Annotated in this window: 28 protein-coding genes; 14 read left to right on the forward strand and 14 right to left on the reverse strand. The window is 71.0% G+C overall.

Going from position 1 to position 24,286, the window contains the following annotated elements:
- Position 1: 1 nt before the first annotated feature.
- Entirely contained in the window at positions 2-457 is a 456-nt protein-coding gene (locus B0I33_RS04580) for a winged helix-turn-helix transcriptional regulator (RefSeq protein ID WP_106177259.1), read from the reverse strand.
- Positions 458-549: 92 nt separating this feature from the next.
- Between B0I33_RS04580 and B0I33_RS04585 the strand changes: the two genes are divergently transcribed.
- Positions 550-1,002 carry a pyridoxamine 5'-phosphate oxidase family protein gene (locus B0I33_RS04585; protein ID WP_106177260.1) on the forward strand — a complete coding sequence of 151 codons (453 nt, stop codon included), beginning with the start codon at positions 550-552 and terminating at the stop codon, positions 1,000-1,002.
- Positions 1,003-1,005: 3 nt separating this feature from the next.
- Here B0I33_RS04585 and B0I33_RS04590 read toward each other — a convergent pair whose 3' ends face one another.
- Entirely contained in the window at positions 1,006-1,836 is an 831-nt protein-coding gene (locus B0I33_RS04590; protein ID WP_106177261.1) for a nitroreductase/quinone reductase family protein, read from the reverse strand.
- A 219-nt stretch (positions 1,837-2,055) separates the two neighbouring features.
- Between B0I33_RS04590 and B0I33_RS04595 the strand changes: the two genes are divergently transcribed.
- Entirely contained in the window at positions 2,056-2,838 is a 783-nt protein-coding gene (locus B0I33_RS04595; protein WP_106177262.1) for a sulfite exporter TauE/SafE family protein, read from the forward strand.
- Positions 2,839-2,850: 12 nt separating this feature from the next.
- Here the strand turns inward: B0I33_RS04595 and B0I33_RS04600 are convergent, their stop codons facing one another.
- Positions 2,851-4,095, reverse strand: coding sequence for a glycoside hydrolase family 16 protein (locus B0I33_RS04600; RefSeq protein WP_106177263.1), 1,245 nt, complete (start codon positions 4,093-4,095; stop codon positions 2,851-2,853).
- 126 nt (positions 4,096-4,221) lie between these two features.
- Positions 4,222-4,413: a PspC domain-containing protein gene (locus B0I33_RS04605; RefSeq protein WP_106177264.1), complete on the reverse strand. Its 192-nt coding sequence runs from the start codon at positions 4,411-4,413 to the stop codon at positions 4,222-4,224.
- A 142-nt stretch (positions 4,414-4,555) separates the two neighbouring features.
- Here B0I33_RS04605 and B0I33_RS04610 point away from each other — a divergent pair, with 142 nt between their 5' ends.
- From B0I33_RS04610 to recQ, 4 genes are read left to right on the forward strand one after another with little or no spacing between them, the layout of a single operon-like run.
- Positions 4,556-5,314, forward strand: a complete 759-nt coding sequence (locus tag B0I33_RS04610; protein ID WP_106177265.1) for an SRPBCC family protein — start codon at positions 4,556-4,558, stop codon at positions 5,312-5,314.
- A complete protein-coding gene (locus tag B0I33_RS04615; protein ID WP_106177266.1) occupies positions 5,311-6,108 on the forward strand; it encodes an alpha/beta fold hydrolase in 798 nt (265 codons plus the stop codon). The genes B0I33_RS04610 and B0I33_RS04615 overlap by 4 nt, the downstream gene beginning before the upstream one ends.
- Before the next feature lie 12 nt (positions 6,109-6,120).
- The gene (locus tag B0I33_RS04620; RefSeq protein ID WP_106177267.1) at positions 6,121-6,489 is read left to right on the forward strand and encodes a DUF1801 domain-containing protein; all 369 of its coding nucleotides are present in this window, start codon (positions 6,121-6,123) and stop codon (positions 6,487-6,489) included.
- Between the two features lie 34 nt (positions 6,490-6,523).
- Complete coding sequence (recQ, locus tag B0I33_RS04625) at positions 6,524-8,332, forward strand: DNA helicase RecQ (protein WP_106177268.1); 1,809 nt, start codon at positions 6,524-6,526, stop codon at positions 8,330-8,332.
- Between the two features lie 13 nt (positions 8,333-8,345).
- Here recQ and B0I33_RS04630 read toward each other — a convergent pair whose 3' ends face one another.
- Positions 8,346-8,957, reverse strand: a complete 612-nt coding sequence (locus B0I33_RS04630) for a DedA family protein (protein ID WP_106177269.1) — start codon at positions 8,955-8,957, stop codon at positions 8,346-8,348.
- Between the two features lie 434 nt (positions 8,958-9,391).
- On the opposite strand from B0I33_RS04630, the gene B0I33_RS04635 reads away from it, so the two are divergent.
- Positions 9,392-9,667 carry a hypothetical protein gene (locus tag B0I33_RS04635; protein WP_425440438.1) on the forward strand — a complete coding sequence of 92 codons (276 nt, stop codon included), beginning with the start codon at positions 9,392-9,394 and terminating at the stop codon, positions 9,665-9,667.
- A gap of 166 nt (positions 9,668-9,833) precedes the next feature.
- Here B0I33_RS04635 and B0I33_RS04640 read toward each other — a convergent pair whose 3' ends face one another.
- Positions 9,834-10,229, reverse strand: coding sequence for a RidA family protein (locus B0I33_RS04640; RefSeq protein WP_106177271.1), 396 nt, complete (start codon positions 10,227-10,229; stop codon positions 9,834-9,836).
- A 136-nt stretch (positions 10,230-10,365) separates the two neighbouring features.
- On the opposite strand from B0I33_RS04640, the gene B0I33_RS04645 reads away from it, so the two are divergent.
- Entirely contained in the window at positions 10,366-11,340 is a 975-nt protein-coding gene (locus tag B0I33_RS04645) for a helix-turn-helix transcriptional regulator (protein ID WP_106177272.1), read from the forward strand.
- Between the two features lie 77 nt (positions 11,341-11,417).
- Here the strand turns inward: B0I33_RS04645 and B0I33_RS04650 are convergent, their stop codons facing one another.
- From B0I33_RS04650 to cysD, 4 genes are read right to left on the reverse strand one after another with little or no spacing between them, the layout of a single operon-like run.
- Positions 11,418-11,888, reverse strand: a complete 471-nt coding sequence (locus tag B0I33_RS04650; RefSeq protein ID WP_245900443.1) for a pyridoxamine 5'-phosphate oxidase family protein — start codon at positions 11,886-11,888, stop codon at positions 11,418-11,420.
- Positions 11,878-12,678 carry a 3'(2'),5'-bisphosphate nucleotidase CysQ gene (locus B0I33_RS04655; protein ID WP_106177274.1) on the reverse strand — a complete coding sequence of 267 codons (801 nt, stop codon included), beginning with the start codon at positions 12,676-12,678 and terminating at the stop codon, positions 11,878-11,880. The genes B0I33_RS04650 and B0I33_RS04655 overlap by 11 nt, the downstream gene beginning before the upstream one ends.
- Positions 12,675-14,486 carry an adenylyl-sulfate kinase gene (gene cysC, locus B0I33_RS04660; RefSeq protein ID WP_106177275.1) on the reverse strand — a complete coding sequence of 604 codons (1,812 nt, stop codon included), beginning with the start codon at positions 14,484-14,486 and terminating at the stop codon, positions 12,675-12,677. The genes B0I33_RS04655 and cysC overlap by 4 nt, the downstream gene beginning before the upstream one ends.
- Entirely contained in the window at positions 14,486-15,397 is a 912-nt protein-coding gene (cysD, locus tag B0I33_RS04665) for a sulfate adenylyltransferase subunit CysD (protein ID WP_106177276.1), read from the reverse strand. The genes cysC and cysD overlap by 1 nt, the downstream gene beginning before the upstream one ends.
- 60 nt (positions 15,398-15,457) lie before the next feature.
- On the opposite strand from cysD, the gene B0I33_RS04670 reads away from it, so the two are divergent.
- From B0I33_RS04670 to B0I33_RS04685, 4 genes are all read left to right on the forward strand, one after another.
- Positions 15,458-15,970: a nuclear transport factor 2 family protein gene (locus tag B0I33_RS04670; protein ID WP_106177277.1), complete on the forward strand. Its 513-nt coding sequence runs from the start codon at positions 15,458-15,460 to the stop codon at positions 15,968-15,970.
- 21 nt (positions 15,971-15,991) lie between these two features.
- Entirely contained in the window at positions 15,992-17,161 is a 1,170-nt protein-coding gene (locus B0I33_RS04675) for a hypothetical protein (RefSeq protein ID WP_106177278.1), read from the forward strand.
- A complete protein-coding gene (locus tag B0I33_RS04680; RefSeq protein WP_106177279.1) occupies positions 17,161-17,946 on the forward strand; it encodes an SDR family oxidoreductase in 786 nt (261 codons plus the stop codon). The genes B0I33_RS04675 and B0I33_RS04680 overlap by 1 nt, the downstream gene beginning before the upstream one ends.
- Positions 17,947-18,313: 367 nt before the next feature.
- The gene (locus B0I33_RS04685) at positions 18,314-19,465 is read left to right on the forward strand and encodes a sulfotransferase family protein (RefSeq protein ID WP_106177280.1); all 1,152 of its coding nucleotides are present in this window, start codon (positions 18,314-18,316) and stop codon (positions 19,463-19,465) included.
- A gap of 18 nt (positions 19,466-19,483) precedes the next feature.
- Here the strand turns inward: B0I33_RS04685 and B0I33_RS04690 are convergent, their stop codons facing one another.
- Positions 19,484-20,347 (reverse strand): LysR family transcriptional regulator, encoded by an 864-nt coding sequence (locus B0I33_RS04690; RefSeq protein ID WP_106177281.1) that lies wholly within the window; start codon positions 20,345-20,347, stop codon positions 19,484-19,486.
- Between the two features lie 71 nt (positions 20,348-20,418).
- Here B0I33_RS04690 and B0I33_RS04695 point away from each other — a divergent pair, with 71 nt between their 5' ends.
- Entirely contained in the window at positions 20,419-21,477 is a 1,059-nt protein-coding gene (locus B0I33_RS04695; protein WP_106177282.1) for an SDR family oxidoreductase, read from the forward strand.
- Between the two features lie 32 nt (positions 21,478-21,509).
- Here the strand turns inward: B0I33_RS04695 and B0I33_RS04700 are convergent, their stop codons facing one another.
- Both B0I33_RS04700 and B0I33_RS04705 read right to left on the reverse strand, forming a co-directional pair.
- Positions 21,510-21,824, reverse strand: a complete 315-nt coding sequence (locus B0I33_RS04700; protein ID WP_106177283.1) for a transcriptional regulator — start codon at positions 21,822-21,824, stop codon at positions 21,510-21,512.
- A gap of 109 nt (positions 21,825-21,933) precedes the next feature.
- Positions 21,934-22,617: a metal-dependent transcriptional regulator gene (locus tag B0I33_RS04705; protein WP_106177284.1), complete on the reverse strand. Its 684-nt coding sequence runs from the start codon at positions 22,615-22,617 to the stop codon at positions 21,934-21,936.
- A 423-nt stretch (positions 22,618-23,040) separates the two neighbouring features.
- On the opposite strand from B0I33_RS04705, the gene B0I33_RS04710 reads away from it, so the two are divergent.
- Positions 23,041-23,604 carry a dihydrofolate reductase family protein gene (locus B0I33_RS04710; RefSeq protein WP_106177285.1) on the forward strand — a complete coding sequence of 188 codons (564 nt, stop codon included), beginning with the start codon at positions 23,041-23,043 and terminating at the stop codon, positions 23,602-23,604.
- A gap of 230 nt (positions 23,605-23,834) precedes the next feature.
- Here the strand turns inward: B0I33_RS04710 and B0I33_RS04715 are convergent, their stop codons facing one another.
- Positions 23,835-24,266 carry a GNAT family N-acetyltransferase gene (locus B0I33_RS04715; protein WP_106177286.1) on the reverse strand — a complete coding sequence of 144 codons (432 nt, stop codon included), beginning with the start codon at positions 24,264-24,266 and terminating at the stop codon, positions 23,835-23,837.
- Positions 24,267-24,286: the final 20 nt, after the last annotated feature.

A 24,286-nucleotide genomic window follows, 5' to 3' on the forward strand; every position in this document is an offset into this window, starting at 1 on the left:
CTCAGCCTGCGTGGCCGGGCCCCGGCAGCACGTCGACGTCGGTGGCGCGCATCGGCTCGCCGCAGGCGGAACACGAAGGCTCGACGTGCGCGATCTCCCCGCAGGCGTGGTGGCGGTACAGCACCGGTGGCCCCGCCTCGCCGGCCAGCCACCGGTCGCCCCAGCGGACCATCACGAGCAGCAGGTCACACAGCTCGGTGCCCTTGTCGGTGAGCGTGTACTCGAAGCGGGGCGGCCGCTCCGAGTACTGCCGCCGCGCCAGCACCCCGCTCTCGACCAGCCACTTGAGGCGTTCGGCAAGCACCTTGCGGGAGATCCCGAGATCCTGCTGCAGCTGGTCGAACCGGGTGAGCCCCACGTAGACGTCCCGCAGGATCAACGGCGACCACGGCTCCCCGATCACGTCCAGGGTGCGCGCGATCGAGCAGGCCATGTCTCCGAACCGCGTGCGCTGCATGCTCCCAGCCTAGCTCAAAGGTTCCCTCAAGGAACTCATCGTGTTACCGTTCCGCTAGTTCCCTGAAGAAACCTACTGAGCCGGAGGCCACCATGGCCAGGACCCTCACCGTCGCGGAGAGCCAGCGGTTCCTCGCCGAACCCCACATCGGCGTGCTCTGCGTCGAGCGCGACGGCGAACGTCCACCGCTCGCCGTCCCCGTCTGGTATCACTACCGGCCCGGCGGGGACCTGACGTTCTTCACCGGCACGCAGGGCCGCACCGCGCGCAAGACCGCGCTGCTGGAGCGCAAGCGCAGGCTGAGCTTCTGCGTGCAGCGACCGGAACCGCCGTACCGGTACGTGACCGCGGAATGCACCCTGCGCGCACTGGACCGCTCGCCCAGCGTCGAGGACGTGCACGCGATCACGTCCCGGTACCTGCCCGACGACGTCGCGCGGGACGTGGCCGTCGCCGAGGCGACCGGCGGCTCGCCGACCTTCGTCCTGTTCCGGGCGCGGCCGGACCGGTGGGTGAGCTTCGACTTCGCCGACGAGACCGACTGAGGGCTACGGCTGGACCGCGTTCAGCACCGGGACCAGCCGCTCCTCGTAGTCCAGGTGGGCCTCCAGTTCCGCGACCAGGCGATCCACTTCGGACAGCACGGCGGCCGGGTCCGCACCGTCCGCCGAGACGACGCGCTCCAGCTCGTCGAGCAGCAGCGCGATGGCCTCGTGCTCCCGGCGCAGCCGCGCGACGGTTCCGGCGAGCTCGGGATGGTGTTCGTCGAGAAACGGCAGCAGTTGCCCATCCTCGCTGGCGTGGTGGTGATGCAGGCCCTGGCACACGGTGAGGCAGTTGATCCGCAGCTGGGAACCCAGCCCGGGGCCGGACCGCGCGATCTCCTCGCGGATCAGGGCGAGCTCGCGGCGGAACGCGTCGTGGACGAGCTTCAGCGCATCGCCCCACGCACTCGCGTTCGGCACCCCCGACACCGGTCGCAGGACCACCACGGGCAGCCGCCGCCCCGCCTTGCGCTCGTAGTCCGCCCAGCCGGAGTCGGCCTCGGCCGCCCTCGCGAAGACCTGGTCGCGTTCCGCTCCCCGCAGGACCACCGCATCCGCCTCGAAGGTGAACACTCCGGTCTCGACGGTGACGCGCGGGTTGGCGCGGATGTTGTGGAACCACGCGGGATGGGCCGGAGCCCCGCCCGCGGATCCGATGACGACGGTCCGCCCTTCGCCGTCGGGCAGGTAACCGAGCGGCACCGTGTGCGGCGCGCCGGACCTGGCCCCCGTGGTGGTCAGCAGAAGCAGTCGCGCGCCCTCGAACGGGCCGCCGACCCGTCCCTTGTTGGCGCGGAACTCCGCGATGACGTGCTGGTTGAAGTCAACAGGCATGATCAGGTTCTTCTCCGGGAAAGTGGCATGACGAAAACGGATTCGGTGCTGGAGAAGAACGGGAAGGCGGGCCCCTGCCCCGCCCGGCGATCACGCCGTGGCCGGGAACCTCACTCGCTCATGGCACTCGGCCGACCCGGCAGTCACGAGGTGACACTAACACGGATCACCCGCCCACGGAACACGATTGAACTATACCCGTGGGGGTATCATCGACGCATGCTGATCGCCGCCGGACTCGGGCTCCTTCTCGGCTTCGTGGTCGGCCTGCTCGGCGCGGGCGGTTCCATCCTCGCGGTTCCGGCGCTGGTCTACGGCCTCGGCGAGCCGGTCCACCAGGCGATCCCGATCTCCCTGGTCGTCGTCGGCAGCACGGCGGCGGTGAGCGTGCTGCCCCGGCTGCGGCAGCGGGTCATCCGCTGGCCGGTGGCCGGGGTGTTCGGCGCGGCGGGCATCGCGGCGTCGTTCGGCGGCGCGGCGCTCGGCCGGCTGCTCTCCCCGCAGGTCCTGCTGCTCGCGTTCGCGGCCGTGATGGTCGCCGCCGCCGTGCGCATGCTGACCGGCGACACGACGCCACGGGGTGCGTGCACGGTCACCGGCGGCCGGGTGAACTGGCGCGCCTGCCTGCCCAAGTCCCTCGCGATCGGCGCCGTGGTCGGGTTTCTCACCGGGATGTTCGGCGTCGGCGGAGGCTTCCTCGTCGTGCCCGCCCTCGCGCTGCTGCTCGGCCTCGAGATGCCCGCGGCCGTGGCGACGTCGCTGGTCATCGTCGCCCTCAACGCGGCGGGCGGCCTGGTCGCCCACGCGAGCGCGGTGCCGGAGCTGGACCCGCGCGTGGTGGCGGCGTTCACCGGCACGGCGCTGGTCACCGCCGTGCTCGCGGCGCGGTTCGGCGGGCGGCTGGACGCCGCCCGCCTGCGCCGCTGGTTCGCCTGGTTCGTGCTCGCCGTGGCCGGCTTCGTCACCGTCCAGGCGCTGCTCGACCCGGCCGCGCTGAGCTGACCGGCCCCGGCGTCACACCCGCCACTTCTGGTTGGCCGTGCCCGCGCACGTCCAGATCTGCAACCGGGTGCCGTCGGCGGAATCGGCGCCCGTGACGTCGAGGCACTTGTCGGCGTGGGGGTTGACGATGTCCCCCGCCGCGGTGTGCACCCACTGTTGCGCGGCCGTCCCGTTGCACTCGTACAGCTGCACGGGAGTGCCGTCGGCGGTGCCTGCACCGGCGACGTCGAGGCACTTGCCGAGCGCCCGCACACTGCCGTCCGCGGCGAACGTCCACCGCTGCGCGGCCGTCCCGTTGCACTCGTACAGCTGCACGGGGGTGCCGTTGTCGGTGCTCGCTCCCGCCACGTCGACACACTTGTCGGCCAGTCCGACGATCGGCTGTCCCCCGCCCGAGGTGGCGCCGTCCGTGACGCGGACGTAGTCGATCACGAGCTGTTGCGGGAAGGACGTGCTGCCGTCCGGGTCGCCCGGCCACCGCCCGCCGACGGCGAGGTTCAGGATGAGGTAGAAGGGGTGGTCGAAGACCCACTCGTCCCCGCCGAGGTCGGCAGGCGTCCGGACCTGGTAGACGTTGCCGTCGACCGACCACTGGATGCGCTGCGGGGACCAGTCGACCGCGAACGTGTGGAAGCCGTCGGAGAACCGCTCGCCGCCGGGCAGCGTGTACGCGGCGCCGATGCCGTCCGGGCCCGAGTAGCCGGGACCGTGCAGGGTGCCGTGGACCGTGCCCGGCTCGTGGCCCACGTTCTCCATGATGTCGATCTCGCCGCTGTCCGGCCACCCCACGTCGCCGAAGTCGGCTCCGAGCATCCAGAAGGCGGGCCATATACCGCGCCCCTCCGGCAGCTTCATCCGGGCCTCGAAGTGACCGTACGCCTGCGTGAACGTCTGCGCCGTGCTGAACTTCGCCGACGTGTACCAGCAGCTGCCGTACCAGCACTGGTAACCGGCGGGGTTCTCCTCCCGCGCGGTGATCACGAGGTTGCCGTCGCCGTCGAGCGCGGCGTTGTCCGTGCCGTCGGTGTAGTACTGGCGCTCGAGGTTTCCCCAGCCTTCGTTGCCGTTGCCGATCTCGTGCCGCCACTTGGCACTGTCGACCGGAGCGCCGGCCGGTCCTTCGAAGTCGTCGAAGAAGGTGGTGGCGGCGGCGTTCATCCCCCCGCCGGGCGTGGGTTCCGCGGTGGCGGGCCCCGGGACGACGGCAGCCGCGAGCGCGGCGAGGCCGGCGACGAGGGCGCGGGCTGGTCTGGACATCGTGCTCCCTTCTCAGCCGTACGGCGAAGCGGGAACCAGTGTCCAGTGGTCTGGACCACGCTGACAACAGCCAGGGCGGATCCTGTCCGGTCATGACCGCAACCGGACAGTTTCCGGCCCCCTGGCTCAGTAGTCGCGGTCGGGCATGATCAGCCAGAGCGCGATGTAGAGGATGAACTGCGGGCCGGGCAGCAGGCAGGAGAGCACGAACAGCAGCCGGACCGTGTTCGGCTTCCAGCCCCAGCGCTCGGCCAGCCCCGCGCAGACGCCCGCGATCATGCGGTTCCGCTTCGGCCTGGCCAGTGTCTTCGTCGTCATACCTCCACAATGCCGCCGTCGCGGCCGGAGCGCATCGGGAGGAACCCGGAGATCCCCCTGGCGGGGAACACCGACGACTCCGATTGTCTTGACAACTTTGTTTTTCGGTGGCATCGTTCCGGTCGAGGAAGGGAGCGAGCCGATGGGGCACGAGTTCGAGATCAGAACGGAAGCGGAGCTTCCGGCGAGCCCGGATCAGGTGTGGCAGGCGATCGCCACGGGACCGGGCATCGACTCCTGGTTCATGGGCCGCACCGAGGTCGAGCCCGGCGAGGGCGGCGCGGTGCGCACGGTCTTCGGTGGCTACGCCCCGGAGCAGCCCGTCACCGCGTGGGAGCCGGAGCGCAGGCTGGCCTACGGCTCGGTACCCGCCCCGGACGGCCGGTTCGCCGCCTACGAGTTCCTCATCGAGGGCCGGGCGGGCGGCAGCACCGTGCTCCGCATGGTGACGAGCGGGTTCCTGCCGGGGGACGACTGGGCGGACGAGTACGAGGCCATGACCCGCGGGACCGCGCTGTTCTTCCACACCCTCGTCGCCTGCCTGACCCACTTCCCTGGCCGGACCGCGGTGCCGGTGACGGTGTTCGGTCCACCGGTCACGAACTGGGCCCGCACCTGGGCCGCGGTACGGCAGGGACTCGGGCTCGAAGACTCCGTGACCGAGGGCGACCGCGTGCGGTTCTCCCCGGACGGCGGCGCACCGGTGAAGGGCGTCGTGTACTTCGCCAACGAGGACACGCTCGGCGTCCGCACCACCGACGCGCTGTACCGCTTCCTCAAGGGCTTCCGCGGCCCGCTGATCGCGGCACACCACTACTTCTCCACTGTAGACACACAGGAGGCCGAACGCGCCTGGCTGGCCTGGCTCGAGCGGCACGACGGAAGGGAACAGCGGACATGAGCAGCGTCACCTCGGCCGACGGCACCAGGATCGCGTTCGAGCGCACCGGCAACGGCCAGCCGGTGATCCTCGTGGACGGCGCCATGTGCTACCGCGACTCGGGACCGATGCGGCCACTCGCCGAGCAGCTGGCGAAGGACTTCACGGTCTACCTCTACGACCGGCGGGGTCGCGGGGAGAGCGGCGACACCGCGCCCTACTCGCCGCGACGCGAGATCGAGGACATTGAGGCGCTCGTCAAGGATGCGGGCGGCTCCGCGCACCTGTTCGGCATCTCGTCGGGTGCGGTGCTCGCGCTGGAAGCCGCCAACGCCGGGCTGCCGGTCCGCGGGCTGGCGCTGTACGAGCCGCCGCTCATCGTGGACGACACGCGGGACCCGGTTCCCCCGGAGTGGGTCACCGAGCTGCGCCGGGAGGTCGCGGAAGGCCGGCGCGGGGACGCCGTACGCCGGTTCATGCGGGTGGTGCAGGTACCCGCGGTCGCGATCTTTCTCATGCGGTTCCTGCCCGCCTGGCGGAAGATCACCGGTGTCGCGCACACGCTGCCGTACGACTTCGAGGTGATCGGCGACCTGCAGTCCGGCAGGCCGCTGCCGGCCGACCGCTGGACGTCGCTGACCGCAACCACGCTCGTCCTGGACGGCGGGAAGAGCCCCACCTGGATCCGCAACGGCACCAGGGCGCTCGCCGACGTGCTGCCCACCGCCCGCTACGACACCCTGCCCGGCCAGACCCACATGGTGAAGCCCACCGCGCTCGCCCCCGCCCTCGCCGAGTTCTTCGGCGCCCACTGAGAGGACACCGCCATGCCCAGGCACACCACCGTCGCCGAGTACGTCACCGCCCTCGACAGCCCGCTGCGGGAGGTCGCCGGGAAGCTGGTGCCGATCATCGAGGCCGCGCTGCCGGACGCACCGGGCGCCCTCTGGCACGGGCATCCCGTGTGGGGCACCGGGCCGAAGCCGGGGGCCGCCCCGATCTGCCTGCTCAAGGCCTACTCCTCGTCCGTGACGTTCGGGTTGTGGCACGGCCAGGCCGTCGCGGACCCCTCCGGCAGGCTGGAGCCCGGCGCCCGCGAGATGGCCGGCGTCAAGCTCGCCGACGTCGCCGACATCGACGGGGAGCTGTTCACCGGCTGGTTGCGGCAGGCACGGGCGCTCGCGAACCCGAGTTGACCGGTCCGGGCGCGGCTTCTCGTAGGATCGCCCGATGACTTCGGCCGAAACGCTGGGCGTGCTGAACCGGGTCTTCGGATACGACTCCTTCCGCGAGGGGCAGCGGGAGATCGTCGACCACGTCTCCGCGGGCGGCGACGCGCTGGTGCTGATGCCGACCGGCGGTGGCAAGTCGCTGTGCTACCAGATCCCCGCCCTGGTCCGCGACGGCGTGGGCGTCGTCATCTCCCCCCTCATCGCGCTGATGCAGGACCAGGTCGACGCGCTGCGGGCGCTCGGAGTCCGCGCCGGGTTCCTCAACTCGACACAGGACCCCGACGAGCGCAGGCTCGTGGAGGCCGAGTTCCTGGCGGGTGAGCTGGACCTGCTGTACCTGGCGCCGGAACGGCTGCGCTCGGAGTCGGCGCTGCGGCTGCTCGACCGGGGCACGGTGGCGCTGTTCGCGATCGACGAGGCGCACTGCGTGGCGCAGTGGGGGCACGACTTCCGGCCCGACTACCTCGCGCTGTCGGAGCTGCACGAGCGCTGGCCGGACGTACCGCGCATCGCGCTGACGGCCACGGCCACCAAGGCCACCCACGCCGAGATCGCCGCGCGGCTGGGCCTCGAGGACGCCCGCCACTTCGTCGCCAGCTTCGACCGGCCGAACATCCAGTACCGGATCGTCCCGAAGAACGAACCACGCAAGCAGCTGCTGGAGCTGCTGCGCACCGAACACTCCGGCGACGCGGGCATCGTGTACTGCCTGTCGCGCAAGTCGGTCGAGGAGACCGCGGAGTTCCTGGTGCGCAGCGGGTTCGACGCCGTGCCGTACCACGCCGGGCTCGATGCGGCCACCCGCTCGGCACACCAGGCGCGGTTCCTCCGCGAGGACGGGCTGATCGTGGTCGCCACGATCGCGTTCGGTATGGGGATCGACAAGCCGGACGTCCGGTTCGTGGCTCACCTGGACCTGCCGAAGTCCGTCGAGGGCTACTACCAGGAGACCGGCCGCGCGGGCCGGGACGGGCTCCCGTCCACGGCCTGGCTGGCGTACGGGCTGCAGGACGTCGTGCAGCAGCGCAAGCTCATCGACGCCTCCGAGGGCGACACCGCGCACCGGCGGAAGCTCGGCGCGCACCTCGACGCGATGCTCGCGCTGTGCGAGACCGTCGAATGCCGCCGCGTGCAGCTGCTCGCCTACTTCGGACAGAGCGCGTCGCCGTGCGGCAACTGCGACACGTGCCTGGCCCCGCCCGAGTCGTGGGACGGCACCGTGGCCGCCCAGAAGCTCCTGTCGACCGTGGTACGGCTGCGCCGCGAGCGGGGGCAGAAGTTCGGCACCGGCCAGATCGTCGACATCCTGCTCGGCAAGCGGACGACCAAGGTGACCCAGCACCGGCACGATGAGCTCTCGGTGTTCGGGGTGGGTGCGGACCTGCGGGACGGCGAGTGGCGCGGCGTCGTGCGGCAGTTGCTCGCCCAGGGTCTGCTCGCCGTCGAGGGCGACTACGGCACGCTGGTCACCACGGAAGCCAGCGACGAGGTGCTGTACCAGGGCCGCAAGGTGATGCTCCGCCGCGAGCCGGAACGCACCATCCGGGCGGCCAAGCCGAAACGTGCGGCGGCCACCGAACTGCCGGAGCACGCGGCCCCCGTCTTCGAGCGGCTACGGGCCTGGCGCGCGGCGACCGCGAAGGAGCAGGGCGTGCCCGCGTACGTGATCTTCCACGACGCCACCCTGCGGCAGATCGCGGCCGAGTCGCCAACCAGCCTGACGCAGCTGGGCACGGTGAGCGGCGTCGGGGAGAACAAACTCGCCAAGTACGGCAGGCAGGTGCTGGACGCCGTGTCCGGCTCGTGAACGACGAACGTGGTCAGTGCCGCGCCCGCCGCCGCCTGACCAGGTAAACGGAGCCTGCCACGAGCACGACCAGCGCGAGCACGATCCAGCTGCCGACCCCCACCGCGTTCTCGAGCTGGCGCGCCGCCTCGCCCGCGGCCGCGCCGATCCCGATGTGCAGCGCGCACCACGCGGCCCCGCCGAGGAACGCGACGGGCAGGAACTTGCGGTACGGCAGGCGCGAGGCGCCCGCGGCGGCGGGCATGAGCGTGCGCAGCACCGGCAGGAAGATGCCGACGAACACCGCCCACGCGCCACGCCTGCGCAGCTGGTCCAGTGCGCGGTCCCACCCGTCGCCGTGCCGCCGGACGACCTTCGTGCGGCGTAGCCGCGGACCCAGCTTCCGGCCGATCAGGTAGCCGACCGAGTAACCGGCGACCGCGCACAGCGTGGTGACCAGCCACATGAGCAGGAACCGCCACGCGGAGGTGGCTGTGGTGCCGAGGATGAACAGGCCGGTCTCACCGGGCGCGACGAAGCCGAGCCCGAGCGTCGTCTCGCCGAAGACGAGCGCTCCCGCGCCCGCCAGCAGGGCCGCGGGCGGCAGCGAGCGCAGCCAGTCGAGCACATCGGACACCAGGGCCATAGCTCACCTTTCGGTCGACGCCGGGGTCGGCGGCATTCATTCCATCGTGCCAATTCAGATGGTTGCGGTCAATTACAGAACGTATTTTTCACGACACCGGGGCAGGTGGTTTGAAAAGGGAATCCAGCGGGGAACGGTGCGGACTCTCGGTGCGCCGTCCCGAACCGCGACCGATCCGGACATTCCGCTTTCTTCCTGTACACAACCCCACTCCAGCGATCCGCTCACGGCAGGCGGCGCGAACCAATCCCCGACTCGGGTGACCGTCAACGCGCGATGCGCGCATTCGCCGGGACGGCTTTTCCGTTGCTAGCTTTTGATTCGTCGGCGGACACGGACTCCGCCGCCAAAACAAACCGGAACCGACGCTCGATTGGAAAGACATCGTGCTCAAGAAAGCCGCTTTCGTTGCCGCAGCTTCCGCCGGAGTGCTCATGATCGGTTCGCCGGCCTTCGCGGGTGGTGGCCACCACGACGGCGACAAGTGGGGCCATGGCGGCCACCCCGGCACCGGTCAGATCGGGCTGGTCAACGTGAACGACGTCCTCAACGACAACAACGTCGGCGTGTGCGACAACAAGGTGAACGTGCTCGGCGTGCAGGCCACGGACGCCCTCAACGGCATCGGCCTGCCGCTGCTGTCCCCTGGCGCTCCGACGTCGGCGGCCAACAAGGCACCGGACGTGTGTGTCGTCGAATCCGGGCACTGAGCGATCCGGGCGACGAAAGCGGGTGGGGCACCCTTCCGGGCGCCCCACCCGCTTTCTCAGCGGCCACCGGATGCGATCCGGTTCGGCCCGGTATCCAGTTCGTCCCTCGCTGAGCGATCAACGAGCGGTCGCAGGCCACGAGATCTCGCAGGCGATCCGCGCCTGGTCACGCGACCGCGGTTCCCTCGAGTTCGACCATCTGGCCGGGGATCGCCAGCCGGGTCACCCCGAGCATCGTGGTGGCTGGTGCCACCCCCGCGGCGCCCAACCGCGATGCCAGCACACCGTAGTGCGGGAACAGCAGGTCGATGTCGGTGGTGTAGACGTTGAGCCGGACGAGGTTCGCCAGCGACATGCCGGCCTCGCCGAGCACGGCCTCCAGGTTGTCGAGGCTCAGCTCCAGCTGTGCGGCCATGTCGCCGTCATGCCGGGGCTCCCCCTCGCCGCTCATCGCGGTCTGTCCGGAGCAGTACAGGGTACGGGTGTGCCCGGCGACGAGCTCCCCCTGGTTGAATCCCCTCTCCACCGACCACGTCACCGGGTTGACTGCCGTTCGTTCCATCGCCACATCAGGTCCATTCGATTCGTTGACGGTGCGTACGCCCGTCGGCTCGGTAGTCGTCATCTCTGACGGCGTGCCGACGAGCCTCGCGACGAATCACGACATCCTCGGTCATGTATTCGGATAAGGTTCCCGAATGCGCGCAGACCGGTTGGTCTCGCTGGTGCTGCTGCTGCGTCAGCGCGGTCGGCTGACCGCGGACGCGCTGGCCCGCGAGCTGGAGGTGTCGACCCGTACCGTGCTGCGCGACATCGAGGCGTTGTCCGCGGCAGGCGTCCCGGTCTACGCCGAACGCGGCCGCCACGGCGGGTTCGCGTTGTTGCCCGGTTTCCGGACCGAGCTCACCGGACTGAACCACGACGAGGCGCTTGCCTTGCTGACCGCCGGATCGGGGCGCGGCGAGCAGGTGTTCGGCCTCGGCTCGGCGCTGGCGTCGGCCATGCGCAAGGTGGTTGACGCGCTGCCCGAGAGTCACCGGGCCACCGTGCGTGACGCGGCTCAGCGAATCCTCGTCGAGCCGGAGACCGACCTGCTCTCCCGCCGACTGGTCACCGAAGAGGTCCCCGGCACGACGATGACCGAGATCCGGCGCGCGGTGCTCGGCGGACACCGGCTGCGCATCCACTACGCGGCCACGGGCCAGCGGCCACAGTGGCGCACGGTGGACCCGATCGGACTGGTCACCGTACGCGACCGGGGATACCTGCTGGCCACGAGATCCGGCGCGGACCGCACCTACCGGCTGTCGCGGGTCTCGGCCGCCGAGGGACTCCCCGAACCGGCACAGCGACCGCACCAGGTCGACCTGGACCGGATATGGCGGGAACGCTGCGCGCGGTTTCTGTCCAGCGACCACGTCGCCACGCTGATCCGGGTGAACCCGGAGCGGCGGGAGGAGCTGCTGGGCACCGCGGTCGCCGTCCGCGCCGCGGAACCCGACACGGCCGGCTGGCTGCGGCTCGAGGCGACGTTCCAAGACCTCCGACACGCCGAGTGGGCGCTGTGGCAGCTCGGCACGGATGCGGAAGCCTTGAGCCCGGAGCCGCTGCGCACCGCGCTGCGTGACCGCGCCACCGCGATCGCCACCCGCTACGGAAACGCTCGTGCGTGAGAAACGTTGTCAGGCCCGGCCGTCGCCCGGCCACCACCCCTGATCGAGGCGGTTCGCGCCGCCGCGTCGCGGTCCGCTCACGCGAGGTACTGCGCGGTCGTGCCGGCGAGGGGCATCGGGTCGAGGCCGAGCTTGCGGTGATCCCACGACCGGACCCGCTCCGGCTCGACGCGCACCACGACCCGCTTCCGCATCATGAACTCGACCATGGGCTTGACCTCGTCGGTGTAGGGGCCGTTGTAGCGCTCCCACACGCTGACCCCGACGCGCCAGACGTCGTCGGGGTCCTCGCTGATCACCCCGCGCCCCTCGATCGAGACGCCACGCAGCTCGTCGTAGGTGCGGCCGTCCTCGATGAGGCAGGTCAGCCGGTCGTCGCGGCGCAGGTTCCGCACCTTCTGCGACTTGGCCTTGGTCTCGAACCAGATCAGCCCGTCCACCACGGCGTACCACATGGCGACGGAGTGCGGGAACCCGCGCGGACCGAGCGTCGACAGGGTCGCCGTGCGGCTGCGCTCGACGAACGAGGCGATCTCCTCATCGGTCATCCGGATCTGCGCCCGCTGGTTCACTCCCACTGCGGCTCCTCTCGGTCGCGATCGCGGCGAGCAGCTTTTCGGCCAGCTCCGGCCCGCAGATCAGCAGGTCGGGCAGGTACGGGTGCGGCTCGTTGTAGCGCAGCGGGGAGCCGTCGACGCGGGAGGCGTGCAGGCCCGCGGCCAGCACGACGCCGACCGGCGCGGCGGAGTCCCATTCGTACTGGCCACCCGCGTGCAGGTACGCGTCGGCCTCCCCGCGCAGAACCGCCATGGCCTTGGCCCCGGCCGACCCCATGGGCACCAGCTCGGCGCCGACGGCTTCGGCCACCGGCGCCGCGAAGCCGGGCGGCCGGGTGTCGCTCACGACGACGCGGGGCCGCCCCGTGCGCGCGGGCGGCGGCGTGACGTCGTCGGAGGCGTACACGGCCTGGCGGGACGGCTGCGCGACCGCGGCCGCGGTGATGCCGGTGACCCCCCGGCCGCGCTCCCACAGCGCGACGTGCACCGCCCAGTCGTGCCTGCCGGGCATGCCGTACTCGCGGGTGCCGTCGAGCGGGTCGACGATCCACACCCGGTCGGCGTCGAGGCGGGCCCGGTCGTCGGCCGACTCCTCGGACAGCACGGCGTCCCCCGGCCGCTCCCGCGCGAGCCGGTCGAGCAGCAGCGCGTTGGACTCGGCGTCACCCCGCCTGCCGAGCGCCCGGGGATCACCGTTCGGGCCGTCCTCGGCCCGGATGCGCAGCAGCAGTTGCCCGGCCTCGTCGGCGAGCCGGGCGGCGAGTCGCGTGTCTGTGGTCACCGGTCCAGGAAAGCAAGGATCTCGGAGACCATCGCGGCGGGGTCGCTCTCCGCGGGCCGCAGCACCACGTCCGGCGAGGACGGCGCCTCGTACGGGTCGTCGATCCCGGTGAAGCCGGTGATCTCGCCACGCCGGGCACGGGCGTAGAGGCCCTTGGGGTCACGGCTCTCGCACAGCTCCAGCGGGGTGTCCACGAAGACCTCGACGAACGGCAGCCCGGCGTCGGCGTGCGCCGCGCGCACGCGGTCGCGGTCGGCCCGGTAGGGGCTGATCAGCGACACGATCGCGATCACGCCGGAGTCCGCGAACAGGCGGGCGACCTCGCCCGTGCGCCGCACGTTCTCCGCCCGGTCGGCCGAGCTGAAACCGAGGTCGGAGTTGAGTCCGTGCCGCAGGTTGTCCCCGTCGAGCAGGTACGCCGGCCTGCCCTCGGCCACCAGCCTGCGTTCCAGTTCGGCGGCGATCGTCGACTTGCCGGAGGCGGACAGCCCGGTGATCCACACGGTGGCGCCCTCGGTGGCGCGCTGCTCCCTGGTGACCGACGTGCGGTGCCAGACCACGTTGGTGGCGGGCCGGTGCGCGCCGGTGATCATGCCCGCCGCGACGGTGTGGCCGCTGGCCTCGTCGACGAGGATGAAGCTGCCGGTGTGCCGGTTGCGCTTGTACGGGTCGAACAGCAGCGGCTCGTGGGTGCGCAGCCGGATGCGGCCGATCTCGTTGAGCGTCAGCGCCGCGGCGTTCTCGTCGCGGTGCAGGGTGTTGACATCGAGCCGGTAGTCCAGCTCGGACACCTGCGCCTTGACCGATCGGGTGGTGTGCTGCACCAGGTACCGCGAGCCGGGGGTCAGCGTGCCGGTCTCGCTGAACCAGCACACCATCGCGTCGACGTCCGAAGCGATGTGCGGCCGGTTGCCGGGACGGCACAGCACGTCGCCGCGTGCGACGTCGAGCTCGTCGGCGAGCTGCACGGTGACGGCCTGCGGGGGGAACGCCTCGGCCAGCTCGGTGCCGCCGGGTCCCCAGATGGCCCTGACCGTGGTGGTGAAGCCGGACGGCAGCACGGTCACCTCGTCGCCCGGCTTGAACACGCCGCCCGCGACCGATCCCGCGTACCCGCGGAAGTCCCGCTCACCCTGGCTGCGGATGACGTACTGCACCGGCAGCCGCGCGTCGATGAGGTTGCGGTCGGAGGCGATGTGCACCTCCTCCAGGTGGTGCAGCAGCGACGTGCCCTCGTACCACGGCATGTTGGCGCTGCGGTGGACGATGTTGTCCCCGTGCAGCGCGGAGATCGGGACGAACGTCAGGTCCGGCACGTCCAGCTTCATCGCGAACTGCCGGAACTCCTCGCGGATCTCGTCGAACCGCTCCTGCGACCAGTCGACGAGGTCCATCTTGTTCACGCAGAGCACGAGGTGCGGGATGCCGAGGAGGCTGGCCAGGAAGGCGTGCCTGCGCGACTGTTCGAGCACGCCCTTGCGCGCGTCGATGAGCACCAGCGCGAGGTCCGACGTGGACGCGCCGGTGACCATGTTGCGCGTGTACTGCACGTGGCCGGGCGTGTCCGCGATGATGAACTTGCGCCGGGGCGTGGCGAAGTAGCGGTGCGCGACGTCGATCGTGATGCCCTGCTCGCGCTCGGCACGCAGACCGTCGGTGAGCAGCGCGAGGTCGGGCGCCGCACCGCGCTCGATGGCCGCGAGGTGGTCGGTGAACAGCGACTTCGAGTCGTAGAGCAACCTGCCGATGAGCGTGGACTTGCCGTCGTCGACGCTTCCGGCGGTGGCCAGCCGCAACAGTTGGGGCACTAGAAATACCCTTCTCGCTTACGGTCTTCCATGCCGGACTCGGAGATCCGGTCGTCCGCGCGCGTCGCGCCCCGCTCGGACACGCGCGTGGCGGCCACCTCGGCGACCACCTCGGCGGGGCTGGCCGCCGTCGACTCGACGCAGCCGGTGCAGGTGGCGTCGCCGACCGTACGGAACCTGACCTGCGCCTCGTACGGCTCCTCGCCGTCGAGCAGCGTCAGGTGCCGGGTGTGCGCGAGCAGCATCCCGTCGCGCTGCACGACCTCGCGGCGGTGCGCGTAGTAGATCGGCGGCAGCTCGATGTTCTCGTTCAGCACGTATTCCCACACGTCCAGCTCGGTCCAGTTGGACAGCGGGAAGACCCGGATGTGCTCGCCCTTGCGGCAGCGCCCGTTGTAGATGTTCCACAGCTCGGGCCGCTGCCTGCGCGGATCCCAGCGGCCGAACTCGTCGCGGAAGCTGAACACGCGCTCCTTGGCGCGGGCCTTCTCCTCGTCGCGCCGGGCCCCGCCGAACACGGCGTCGAACGAGTTCTCGTTGATCGCGCGCAGCAGCGTGGTGGTCTGCAGCCGGTTACGACTCGCTCGAGGGCCGGTCTCCTCGACCACCCGGCCTGCGTCGATGTCGTCCTGCACGCTCGCCACCAGCAGCCGGACACCGAGTTCCTCGGCCACCCGGTCACGGAAGGAGATGACCTCGTCGAAGTTGTGCCCGGTGTCGATGTGCAGGACCGGGAACGGCAGCGGCGCTGGCCAGAAGGCGCGGACCGCGAGATGCAGCATGAGCACGGAGTCCTTGCCCGCCGAGAACAGCAGGACAGGACGCTCGAAGGTCGCGGCCACCTCACGGAAGACGTGCACGGCCTCGGCCTCGAGTGCGCGGAGATGAGTCAGCTCGTACGTGGCGTCCACCCACCGAAGACTAGAACAGGTTCTTGAAAACGGTCACACAACGGCGCAAGCTTACCTGGCATGGAAATCGCCGCCATCGAGGCCATCCGGACCGTCGAGGACATCAAACGAGTCAAGTACCGCTACCTGCGCTGTGTCGACCTCAAGCAGTGGGACGAACTGGCCGGCACGCTCGCGCCGGACGCCACCGCCGACTACGGGACCCCCACCTATGGCGAGCCGCTGCGGCTGTCCGGCCGCGACGAGATCGTGGGCTTCCTGCGGGACAAGCTGGGGCCGGAGATCATCACCGTGCACCAGGCGGGCCAGCCCGAGATCGACGTCGAGGGCGACACCGCCACCGGCACGTGGTGCTTCGAGGACACGGTGATCGCCACCGAGCACCGTGTCCTGATCAAGGGCGCGGCCTTCTACGAGGACCGCTACGTCCGCGGATCGGACGGGCGGTGGCGGATCGGGCACACCGGATACGTCCGGACGTACGAGGCGATGCTCTCGCTGGACGACGTGCCGAGCTTCCGGCTCACCGCCAACCGCTGGGCGGCGCGGGACGCTCCGTTGACCGGCGGGTAGAACACGTTCTAGTCTGGCTCGGTGCTGACACAGGCGTTCGCGGACGCGGTGGTCGAGGCGGAGAAGGTCATCGCCGAGGCCCCGCACATCCGGACCGAGCAGGACCTCGTCGAGGGCTACGACTACCTGGCCGGCAGCATCCGTGCCGCACTGCAGCTGGCCTGGGCCTACGAGCGCGACTTCCCGTACTTCGTCCGCTCCACCGGGCCGTACACGAAGATGGGGCTGGACAACCCCGACGCGCTGTACTTTCACTCCTACCTGCGGGATGACGCCGAGTACGTCGTCACCGGCGAACGCGGGACCACCAGGGACCTGAGCTTCCAGGTGCTGAACGGGGACTACTCCCCCGTCGACGTGCCGGACAGCCTGGCCGCGTTCGACGACCGCGAGATCGAGATCGCCGACGACGGCTCCTTCGAGCTGCGGTTCGGCCCGGACCGGGACGGGGGCGGGCCGAACCGCTTCGTCCTGGGCGAGGGCTCGGCGATGCTGGTGGTGCGCGAGGTGTTCAGCGACTGGACCCGCGAGCGGCCCGGCATGATCCGCATCCGGCGCGCCGACCACGCCGGTGCCGCCCCGCCGCCGAAGGACCGCGGCACGCTGGAGAAGCGCTACGGCGTCGCCGGGAAGATCCTGCTCAGCAGGCTGCGCACGTTCCTCGCGTTCCCGGAGTGGTTCTACCTGAAGCTGCCGGTGAACACGATGACCGAGCCGAGACCGACACCGGGCGGGCTGGCCACGCAGTTCTCCTCGGCCGGGCACTACGACCTCGCCGACGACCAGGCCATGATCGTCACCGTGCCCGCCTCCGACGCGCCGTACCAGGGCATCCAGCTCGGCAGCATGTGGTACGTCTCGCTCGACTACGTCAACCACCAGACGAGCCTCACCGCCGACCAGGCCAGGATCGACCCGGACGGCCGGATGCGGTTCGTCATCAGCGAACGCGACCCCGGCGTCGCGAACTGGCTGGAGCGCACCGGGCACTCCCGTGGGTACGTGCAGATCCGCTGGCAGCGGCTGTCCCGGGAGCTGACCGCCGAGGACGGGCCCACGGTGGAGATCGTGCCGGTGGACGAGCTGCCCGGCCGGCTGCCCTACTACGAGCGGGCCAGGGTGACCCCGGCCGAATGGGCCGAGCGGATCGCCCTGCGCCAGGACGCCGTCGCGGCGAGGATGCTCGGCTGATGCCGCTCGAAGGGCTCGACGGGAAGGTCGTCGTGGTCTCCGGCGTCGGCCCGGGGCTGGGGCAGGCGATCGCGGTGCGCTCGGCACGGGCGGGAGCGGACGTGGTGCTCGCCGCGCGGACCGAGGCGCGGCTGGACGAGGTGGCCGAGCAGGTGACCCGGCTCGGCCGCAAGGCGGTGCCGGTGCCGACCGACATCAGGGACGACGAGGCCGCGCGGCGGCTCGTGGACACCGCGCTCGGCACCTTCGGCCGCGTCGACGCCCTCGTGCACAACGCGTTCGCCGTGCCGCCGATCACCGACCTGCTCGACGTGGACCTCGACCAGGTGCGGAAGGGTTTCGAGACCAACGTGCTCGCCGCGCTGCGGCTGACCCGGCTGTTCACGCCGGGCCTCGAGCAGAGCCGCGGCTCGGTCGTGATGATCAACTCGGCCGTGCTGCGCCACTCCCGGCGCACGTTCGGCGCGTACAAGATGGCAAAGGCGAGCCTGCTGGCGCTGGCACAGAGTCTCGCGACCGAGCTCGGGCCGCGCGGCATCCGCGTCAACTCGGTCGCCCCGGGCTACATCTGGGCGGACTCGCTCCAGTGGTACTTCGAGTACCTGGCCGGGCAGCGCGGCGTCGATCCGCAACAGGTCTACGACGAGACGGCCGCCACGATCGACCTGCGGAAGCTGCCGGAACCGGACGAGATCGCCGACGCCGTCGTGTTCCTCGCCTCCGGCCTCGCCAGGGCCGTCACCGGGCAGTGCCTCGACGTCAACGGCGGCGAGTACCACCACTGAAAGGGAGTTCCCCAATGTGGCATTCGTTGCACCCGCCCGCCTCCCACCACCCACACGGAAACCCCACGCGCCGCTGCCCTGCCTCCACGCACCCAATGCGGCTTTCGTTGCGCCCAATGCACCCAATGCCGCATCCGGTGCACCCATCGCACCCAATGCGGCTTTCGTGGCACCCGCCCGTCTCCCACCACCCAGAAGGAGACGCTGCGCGCCGCTGTGCCCGCCCGATGCACCCAATGCCGCATTCGTGGCGTTCACCGCACCCAATGCGGCATCCGGTGCACCCACCGCACCCAATGCGGCATTCGGTGCGTCCAACGCACCCAATGCCACATTGGGGAGCTTTCGGCGCACGGGAGGAGAGCAGGTGAGTGCGGGAAGGGACAGCGTCGGCACCGTCGAGGACCTGCACGCCTCGGCGAGCCGGCTCACCGGGCTGACCGACTTCGGCACGGACGCCTACCGCGACGGGCTCGAGGTACTGCTGGAGTCCTACGCCCGCGAGGCGGGACTGACGCCGCTGGGCAACAAGATCAAGCGGGCCTTCCTGCGCGGCGCGCTCACCGCACGGCTGCTCAGCGAGGCGGCCTGGCAGCGCCACCCCGAACACGCGGACGTCCCGATCGAGCGGCCGATCTTCGTGACCGGGCTGCCGCGCACCGGCACCACGGCGCTGCACCGGCTGCTCACCGCCGACCCCGCGCACCAGGGCCTCGAGGTGTGGCTGACCGAGGTGCCGCAGCCCCGCCCGCCCCGGGAGACCTGGGCGGACAACCCCGTCTTCCAGCGCATCCAGGCGGGCTACGAGCAGCACCACGTCGAGCGCCCCGAGTTCATGGGCGTGCACGCGATGTCGGCCGAGATGGTCGAGGAGTGCTGGCAGCTGCTGCGCCAGTCGATGCGGTCGGTGTCCTACGAATGCCTCGCCCACGTGCCGGCGTACTCGCGCTGGCTCGCCGAGCAGGACTGGACCGGCGCCTACCGCAGGCACCGGCGCAACCTCCAGCTGATCGGCCTGCCCGACCGCGACCGGCGGTGGGTGCTGAAGAACCCGAGCCACCTGTTCGCCCTCGACGCGCTGCTGGAGGTCTACCCGGACGCGCTGGTGATCCAGACCCACCGCGACCCGTGCACCGCGATCGCGTCGGTGTGCAGCCTCAACGCGCAGGCCACCGAGGGCTGGTCGGAGACGTTCCGGGGCGAGGTGATCGGCCGCGACCAGCTGGACCTGTGGGCCCGCGGGCTGGAACGCTTCGTCGCCGAACGCGCCCGGCACGACCCGGCGCGGTTCCTCGACGTCGACTACGCCGACTTCGTGGCCGACCCCGTCGGCACGGTCGAGTCGATCTACGCCCACTTCCGGCTACCGCTCACCGACGCCGCCGGGACGGCCATGCGGGCGCTGCACGCGGAGAGCACGCGCGGCGCCACGCGGCCTGCCCACCGCTACCACCTCGCCGACTTCGGCCTCACGCCGGAAGAGGTGACCGAACGCTTCACCGGCCTCGTGCACGCCTGACCGGGCGGCACCGGGGTCTCACCGAAGGGCCAGGACCTCGACGAAGGCGGCCGTCAGCGGGTCCGGCTCGTGCCGGGTGTAGGCGGCGAGCGGACGGGTCACCGCGGGGCGGGGCCGCAGCACGTGCCCCTCGAAGTGGGGCGGGACCACGGTCGCGGGCACGAGCGCCGGGCCGAGGCCCGCCGCGGCCAGCACCGGGGCCGCCGCCGTCTGCTCCGTGCGCACCCCCGCATGCGGCTGGAAGCCCGCCGCGGCACACGCCCGGTCCACCACGTCCGCCAGCCCGTTGCCCGGGGCGTAGTGCACCCACCGCCGGCCGGCGAGCGTGGCGAGATCGACCTCGGTGCCGTCGGCGGCCGGGTCGTCCGCGGGTACCACCACGACGAACTCCTCCGCACCGAGCGCGCGCACCGGGCCGGCCCAGCCTTCCGGGAGCGGACCCACCGCGAGGTCCGCCTGCCCGCCCGCCGTGGCCTCGCGCAGCTCGTCGGCGTGCCGGTGCTCGAAGAGCCTGATGTGCACGTCCGGGTACGCGCGCCGCCACGCCCGCAGCACCGGCGGCAGCAGCCCGAGGCTGATCGAGAACACCGTGGCCACCTCCAGCTCACCCCGTTCGAGGCCGGACGCCCGCCGCGCGGCCGAACGCGCCCGCGCGGCCTCCGCCAGCGCTGCCCTGGCGTGCGGCAGCATCGCGCGGCCCATCGGCGTCAGCCGGACCGACCTCGGCAGCCGTTCGAGCAGCGCTCCGCCCGCCGCCCGCTCCAGTGCCCGGATCTGGTGGGACAGCGCGGGCTGCGTGACGTGCAGAAGCTCGGCGGCGCGGGTGAACGATCGCTGGTCGACCACGGTGACCAGATACTCCAGCTGGCGGAGGCTTGTCATGAGCACAGTTTATGGAAGATGTAGAAAACAGCACTTGGACTTATCGCAGGGCGCGGCGAACCATCGAGGTCATGAGTACGGAACGCAAGGTCGCCCTGGTCGCCGGGGCGAACGGAGTCATCGGCCGCAACCTCGTGGACCACCTCGCGACACTGGGCGACTGGGAGGTCATCGGCCTGTCCCGTCGCGGCGGGCCCGCCGGGGGCAGGATCCGGCACCTCGCGGTCGACCTGCTCGACCCGGCCGACTGCCGGGACCGGCTCGGCGGGCTCGGCGAGGTGACGCACATCTTCTACGCGGCGTACCAGGACCGGCCCACGTGGGCGGAGCTGGTGCCGCCCAACCTGGCGATGCTGGTCAACCTGGTCGACGCCGTGGAACCGGTGGCCACGAACCTGCGGCACGTGAGCCTCATGCAGGGCTACAAGGTCTACGGCGCGCACCTCGGCCCGTTCAAGACGCCGGCCAAGGAGACCGACGCCGGGCACATGCCCCCGGAGTTCAACATCGACCAGCAGGACTTCCTCGAGCAGCGCCAGCACGGCAAGTCCTGGACGTGGTCGGCGCTGCGGCCGTCGGTGGTCTGCGGGTTCGCGCTCGGCAACCCGATGAACCTGGCGCTTGTCCTCGCGGTCTACGCCGCGATCTCCAGGGAGCTCGGCCTGCCGCTGCGCTTCCCCGGCAGGCCCGGCGCCTACGACAGCCTGCTCGAGATGACCGACGCCGGTCTGCTCGCGAAGGCCACCGTGTGGGCGGCGACGGACGAGCGGTGCGGCAACCAGGCGTTCAACATCAACAACGGCGACCTGTTCCGCTGGCGCGACCTCTGGCCCGCGATCGCCCGGCACTTCGAGCTCGACGTCGCCCCGCCACTGCCGATGTCGCTCGCCGACGTCATGGCGGACAAGGAACCGTTGTGGGACGCGATGGTGCAGCGGCACGGGCTGGAGCGGAACTCCTACCGCGACGTGTCGTCCTGGCGCTTCGGGGACTTCGTCTTCGCGTGGGACTACGACGTGATCGCCGACGGGTCCAAGGCACGCCGCTTCGGCTTCCACGAGTACGTCGACACGGAGGAGATGTTCCTCCGGATCTTCGACGACCTCCGCAAGCGACGGGTCATTCCGTGAAGCCGCGCACCTCGTGAGTGTTGTCCGTCGTTCTAACCACGTTTCTCGCTCACGAGGCGGAACAGCGAGCCACGCGGCAGTTCGAGCACGTCCTCGAGGTGGCGCAGGACGACGAGGGACTGCCTGCGTTCGGGCCGGCGCCGGCCCGACTGCCAGTGGCTCAACGTCGCCATGCTGACTGTCGCCCCCTCCAGCCGGAGCCGGTACTGGATCCGTTCGAGCCCGAGGCCGCGGGCCCGGATCGCGGCGCGCAGCGCGTCGGCGAACGGGCCCGTGGCCAGGACGGCGCGCAGCTCGTCCGCGGTGATCGTCTGACGACTCAGCTGAGGTGTCCGTTGACCGGTCATGGCCGCTCCACTCTCCGGAAGGGAACCGAAGAAGCCTAGAAAATCCCCGCGGTGATCGGAAGGGGCCGAAGGTCCCGATCCACAATGGACAACGGAGCGCGGGCGACCGCTAACGGACGGCGACCGAGAGCGCCTGGGCGATCTCCTTGCCGAGCGCGTGCACGGACGCGTCGGCTGGCGCACCGACCTTCACCACGATGGGCCCGCCGAACGGCTGCCGCTCCACGACCTCGATCCGCTCGCCGAGCGCGATGCGGTGGTCGGAGAGGTACCGCAACAGCTCCGGGTCGGTGTCCCACACACGCACGATCTCGCCCACGGTGCCCGGGGGAAGGTCGTCCAGCAGCCGGGTGGACAGCTCCTCGATGCTGCCGTCGATGGCGGGGATCGGGTCGCCGTGCGGGTCGCGCACGGGGTTGCCGAGCTTCGCCGCGATCCGGTCGACGAGCAGGTCGGACACGACGTGCTCCAGCCGGTCGGCCTCGGCGTGCACCTCGTCCCAGGTGTAGCCGAGCTCGGACACCAGGTACGACTCGATCAGCCGGTGCCTGCGCAGCACCGACCTGGCGAGCTGCCTGCCCTCCCCGGTGAGCTCGATCCCCCGGTACGGCACGTGGGCCACGAGCCCCTGCTGCGACAGCTTCGTCACCATCCCCGAGGCCGAGGACGGGCTGACCTCCAGCCGGGCGGCCAGTGTCGTGTTGGTGACCGGCTCGCCACGCTCCGCGAGGCCGTAGATCGCCCGCACGTAGTCCTCGATGGACGCCGATCGCCGGTTCGAGCTCTCCACCATGCCTTCCACGATACGGCGCGGACCTGCGCTGCCGCGCACCCCGACGTGCCGCGCCGGGTCATCCCGCCCCGCAGCGGCGGGGTCGGCGAGTTCGACCGGCCTGCTTCGTCACCCTCCGCCGACACGCTCTGCCTGTTCAGCAACGACGGCCCCGCTCGGCCGCGCCGGCGTGGCCGCTGTACGGAACTCCGGCGGGCGGGCCGCGTCCGTCCGGACCCCGCTGCGCAAGGCGCTGACCAGAACCGCTCCGGTGACGACCTCGCCTTCTCGGGGCACCCGCATACCGGCCCCACCCGGCCTGCCCCGTCCGGTTTCTCGCAGGACTGTGCGGCGGCGCGCGTTCGCATGGCACCATGCTCGTTGACTTCATAAAAACAAGCATGATTGTCTATTGCCAGCAAGGCAGCAGGAGAAGGAGGGCCCATGGCCGAACTCAGCATCGACATCTTCGTGAGCGTGGACGGGTACGCGTTCGGATCGCGGTCCCCGGCCTATTTCGGCTTCTCCGGCCCGGACCTCGCGTCGTGGATCGACGAACACGCCGGCAGGCCACACCGCGCGCTGATGGGGCGGCGCACCTACACGGTCCTCGACGAGCTTCCGGCCGAGGCCCGGGATGCCGGCTGGCACCGCATGGTCACCACCCCGACCGTCGTGTTCTCCCGGACACTGACCTCGGTGGGCTGGCCCGGCGCGACGCTGTGCGCGAACGACGCCGTCGACGAGGTGCGCACCCTCAAGCAGGACGGCGGCACGGACTTGCGCACCATCGGCAGCATGTCACTGGCCCGGCAGTTCCTCGACGCGGAACTGGTGGACCACCTGCGGCTTCTCGTCTTTCCCGTGGTGCTAGGTCAGTCGGGTCAGCAACCGGCGTTCGCGGCCGCGCCCGACCTGGCCCTCGAACTCGTCGATCACTCCGTCCTCGACGGACGCATCGCCTGCTATGACTACCGTCCGGCCGGCCCGCCGCCCTATGCCGCATAGGACGCAGGCAGCACCCCGGTGACCCGAGCGGCCAGCGGCGTCCCTTGTGGACACCGAAGGGCCGATCCCGTGCCGCCACCGCGGAACTCGCGGCGATCCGCGAAGCCGTGCGGCCCGGCACGGAGATCTCCTCGAACGTGCTCGGACCGGCGGTCTGCGCTCGACGTCGGTGGCAGTGCTCCACGTGCTTGCCCGGCTCCGCCGGGCGCACCGGCCACCGGGGAACCAGATCAGGGCCGCCAGCGGTAGCGGATCCAGCCGGGCACCGGTTCGGCACCGAGCTGGGTGTAGAAGGCCGCCGCGCGGTCGTTGCCCTCCTGCATGTCCCACTCGATGCGGCCCGCGGTGCGCTTGCGCAGCTCGGCCAGCAGCTCACCGCCGAGCCCGTGCCGCCGGAACTCCGGCCGGACGAAGATGTCGTCGAGCCAGATCCCGGGCCTGGCCTCCCAGGTGGAGAAGTTCCAGTTGCAGAACGCCATGCCGGCGACCTGGCCACCGTGCTCGGCCATCAGCACCCAGGCCTTGGGATCCGGCCCGAAGAGGTGCCTGGCCATGTCCGCGCGGTCCAGGCGCAGCTCGTCGTTGCCCTCGTAGCGGGCGTGCTCCTCGATGAGGGCGCAGATCTCCCCGATGTCGCCCGGCTCGGCGTCGCGTACCGCCACCGGCCCTCCTCTCGCCTCGG

This window comes from Prauserella shujinwangii (genome assembly GCF_003001955.1).
GTDB classification, from domain to species: Bacteria; Actinomycetota; Actinomycetes; order Mycobacteriales; family Pseudonocardiaceae; genus Qaidamihabitans; species Qaidamihabitans shujinwangii.